The following is a 3,678-nucleotide window of genomic DNA, read 5'->3' as shown; positions in this document are numbered from 1 at the left end:
CCTCACCCCTCACCGTCACCCCGCACCCCGTCGCCTCCCCCGAGGCCGCGCTCCTCCTCCGCGAGTACCTGACCGACGTCGCGGACCGCTGGTACCTGCTGCACCACGGCCGTACCACCACTCCCGAGGAGATCGAACGGCACCTCGTCGAGGACCCCAGCGGCGACCTCACCCCACCCGACGGTGTCTTCCTGCTCGCCCGCCGAGGGGACGACCCGGCGGGCTGTGCCGGCCTGCGGAGGCTCGACGCCCGCACCGTCGAGCTCAAGCGGATGTTCGTCCGGCCCGGGCACCGCGGCCGAGGACTCGGGGACGCGCTGCTCGCCGCCGTGGCGGAGACCGCACGCGTCTGGGGCGCGGAACGGGTGGTGCTGGAGACGCGCCGCGACCTGACCGAGGCCCTGACGCTGTACGCCCGGCACGGTTACACCGCCATCGATCCTTACGCCCATGGCCCGTACACCGAGGTATGGCTGGGGAAGGAACTGAACACGATCGACGGCGCCGCCACCGCCGGTTGGCCTCACCTGACGTGAGGGCCGGGGGCCGGGACCGGGCCGAGGCCCTCTTCGCCACACTTCCGCCGTGGCCCCCTCTACGACCACTCCACGACGGCACTCACCACGGCACTCTCGGCGAACCCCAGCCGTCCTCCGAGGGCGGCGGGAGTCTAGGACGGAGACCCGCCCCCGGCCGGAAGGTGGGCAGCCACGTCGTAGTTAGCGATCCGTGCGGCCAGCGCCCGCGGGCTCACGCCATGGCCGTTGACCCGGTCAGGGTCGGCACCGGCTTCCAGCAACAGCCGGATCGTCGCTCCCTCGCCCCGAGAACAGAACACCGCCCTCGACAGCGGCGTATTGCCGTGCCGGTCCGCGACATCAACCGCCACGCCCGTGGCCAAGAGGACCTCGACGGCCGAGGGAGACCGGGCCTGAGCCGCGAAGTGCAGCGGCGTCCAGCCCGCGTCGTCGGCCGCCCCCGCGGCGGCACCTCCGGCCAGGAGCCCGCGCAGGCCATCCGCGTCCCCGTCGGCGGCCGCATGGTGCACCGCGGTCCGCCCCAGCCGGCCCCGATCCGTCATGCCGACCATCCTCACACGGTTTGACCGCCCTGCCCCTCCCCTGCCCCTCCCCCCCTGTCAGGGATGCCGGTGATCCGCCAGGGGCTGCCACCGATGCCCGTCATGCGGCTGCTCCGCGTCGGAGCCGCACAGTTCGGCGCAGAGTTCGCGGACGAGCGCGTCGAGGTCCGTGGGACGGTCGGGGGACCACCAGTCGCCGAGCAGCTCCGCGAGCGACTCCTCCCGTACCCGGAACAGGAGTTCGGCCTGGTCCCTGCCCTCGTCGGTGAGGAAGACGCGGAGCCCCTCGCGCCGGACGAGGTGACGTGATTCGAGTTGCCGGACGGCGTCCGTGACCACGCGCAACGGGACGTCGACGCGCTCGGCGAGCGCGTGCGGCTCGGCGAACCCGTGCCGCCGGGTGCGCAGCAGCAGCCAGCTCGCCGCCGGGTGCAGGTCGAGCCCGGCACGCTCGGTGATGCGCTCGTAGATCCGCTTCTGGCCCTCGCGGCTGCCGAGCACCGACAGGGCGCGGGCCACCTCGTCGTGGGAGGAGCGTTCCACGGGGTTGCTGGAGACGACCTCGCTGTGGTCGGGGGCGGTGACCCCGGCGCGCAGCGGCTCCTCGCGCAGGAACCAGGCGAGGACGAACGCGGCCAGCCCGGCGGGGACGGCGTAGAGGAAGACGTCGGTGATGGAGTCGGAGTACGCGGCGAGGACGCCGCCCTTGGCGGTGGCGGGCAGCCGGTCGACGGCGCGCGGGTCCGCGGTGAGGGTGCCGGGGTTCAGCCCCGGGGGCAGCGGGACGCCGGCGAGGGCGTCGGTGACGCGCGGGGCGAGCTTGTTGCTGAAGATCGTGCCGAAGACGGAGACGCCGAACGACGCGCCGATGGAACGGAAGAAGGTGGCGCCGGAGGTGGCGACGCCGAGGTTCTCGTAAGCGACGGAGTTCTGCACGATGAGGACGAGCACCTGCATCACCAGGCCGAGTCCGAAGCCGAACACGAAGAAGCAGACGCTCATCACCGTGGTACTGGTGGCGGGTTGGAACTGGTGCAGGAGCAGCAGCCCGACGCACATCACCGCGGTGCCGACGACCGGGAAAACCTTGTAGCGGCCCGTGCGGCTGACGATCTGCCCGGAGGCGGTGGACGAGATCAGCATGCCCGCGACCATGGGCAGCATGTGGACGCCGGAGAGCGTCGGTGTCACTCCGTGCACGACTTGGAGGAAGGTCGGCAGATAGGTCATCGAACCGAACATCGCGAAGCCGACGACGAAGCCGATCACCGAGCAGAGGGTGAAGGTGTGGTTCCGGAACAACCCTAGGGGGAGTACGGGTTCGGCGGCCCGCCGTTCGACGAGGACGAACGGCACCAGCAGGAGCACCCCCAGTACCCCGAGCCCGATGATCTGCCAGGACGACCAGGGGTAGCTGACCCCGCCCAGCGAGGTCATCAGGACCAGGCAGGTGGCCACGCCCGCGATGAGGAAGGTGCCGAGGTAGTCGATGCGGTGCGGGGTGCGGCGGACGGGGATGTGCAGCACGGCGGCGATGACGGCGAGCGCGACGATGCCCACGGGGACGTTGATGTAGAACACCCAGCGCCAGCTGAGGTGGTCGACGAACAGCCCGCCGAGCAGTGGGCCGAGCACACTCGTCCCGCCGAAGACCGCCCCGAACAGGCCCTGGTAGCGGCCGCGTTCGCGGGGCGGGACGATGTCGCCGACGATCGCCATGGAGAGCACCATGAGGCCGCCGCCGCCCAGGCCCTGGACGGCCCGGAAGGCGATCAGCTCCGGCATGTTCCGTGCGATGCCGCACAGCACCGAGCCGACCAGGAAGATCACGATGGCGGTCTGGAAGAGCTTCTTCCGGCCGTACTGGTCGCCGAGCTTGCCCCAGAGCGGGGTGGCCGCCGTGGAGGCGAGCATGTAGGCGGTGACCACCCAGGACAGGTGTTCGAGGCCGCCGAGGTCGCTGACGATCGTGGGCAGGGCGGTCGACACGATCGTCTGGTCGAGCGCCGCGAGCAGCATGCCCAGCAGCAGCGCCCCGATCGCGAGCCGGACGCTCCGGGCGGGGTGCTCGTCGCGCGGGGCGGGTGCCGTGGCCGTCGCGGCGCCCGGGGGGTCCGGGGCGCCCGGGGCAGCAGAGGCTCGGGGAGCGCTCGCGTTTCCCGGAGTTCCGGGGGCGGTCGGGCCTCCCGGGGTGCTCGGGCTTCCCGGGGTTCCCGGGATCTCCTGGGACATGGCAGCGCCTCCTCGGGGACGGGGTCCGGGGTGCGGACCGGTTCCGGCGCGTCGCCTTCCCATCGTCGTCCGAATGGCCTCCCGGGGCCTGCCGGACTACGCCGTCACGGCAGCCCCACGGGCCTGTCGCGCACCATCTGACCTGGGGGGTTGGCGCAAATGGCGGGACTTTTTGTATCTTTGGGAAACAAAGTGGTTCCGCCCGCACTCCCTGACCGGCGGGCGGAACCGCTTGTTCTCCCGCGCCTCACCTAGGCCTGCCGCGGCCACGCGACCTGGAACCTGCCGCTGCCGCGCCGTCCCCTACGTGGCGGGCGCACCCCTTCTCCGTACGAGGCCGGCCCCTCCCCTCCCCTCCCCCTACG

General features: G+C 72.0%; 3 protein-coding genes. 1 reads left to right on the top strand and 2 read right to left on the bottom strand.

Translation table 11 applies throughout. The annotated features are described in order from the left end of the window. A partial coding sequence (locus tag ACSNOK_RS31665) for a GNAT family N-acetyltransferase (RefSeq protein ID WP_436784242.1) occupies nt 1-536 on the top strand: 536 nt, incomplete at its 5' end. 134 nt (nt 537-670) lie between these two features. Here the strand turns inward: ACSNOK_RS31665 and ACSNOK_RS31660 are convergent. Together ACSNOK_RS31660 and ACSNOK_RS31655 are read right to left on the bottom strand one after the other, a co-directional pair. Then, the gene (locus ACSNOK_RS31660) at nt 671-1,081 is read right to left on the bottom strand and encodes an ankyrin repeat domain-containing protein (RefSeq protein WP_436784241.1); all 411 of its coding nucleotides are present in this window, start codon (nt 1,079-1,081) and stop codon (nt 671-673) included. 57 nt (nt 1,082-1,138) lie between these two features. Beyond that, nucleotides 1,139-3,313, bottom strand: a complete 2,175-nt coding sequence (locus tag ACSNOK_RS31655) for an MFS transporter (protein WP_436784240.1) — start codon at nt 3,311-3,313, stop codon at nt 1,139-1,141. Nucleotides 3,314-3,678: the final 365 nt, after the last annotated feature.

It is taken from the genome of Streptomyces sp. URMC 126 (assembly GCF_051386555.1).
In the GTDB taxonomy this organism is placed as follows: domain Bacteria; phylum Actinomycetota; class Actinomycetes; order Streptomycetales; family Streptomycetaceae; genus Streptomyces.
This window is presented reverse-complemented; position numbering and strand designations above follow the sequence as displayed.

Excerpts from the sequence above, each read along its gene's own strand:
- ACSNOK_RS31655 (WP_436784240.1), bottom strand. The coding sequence starts at position 3,313 with ATGTCCCAGGAGATCCCGGGAACCCCGGGAAGCCCGAGCACCCCGGGA.
- ACSNOK_RS31660 (WP_436784241.1), bottom strand. The coding sequence starts at position 1,081 with ATGACGGATCGGGGCCGGCTGGGGCGGACCGCGGTGCACCATGCGGCC.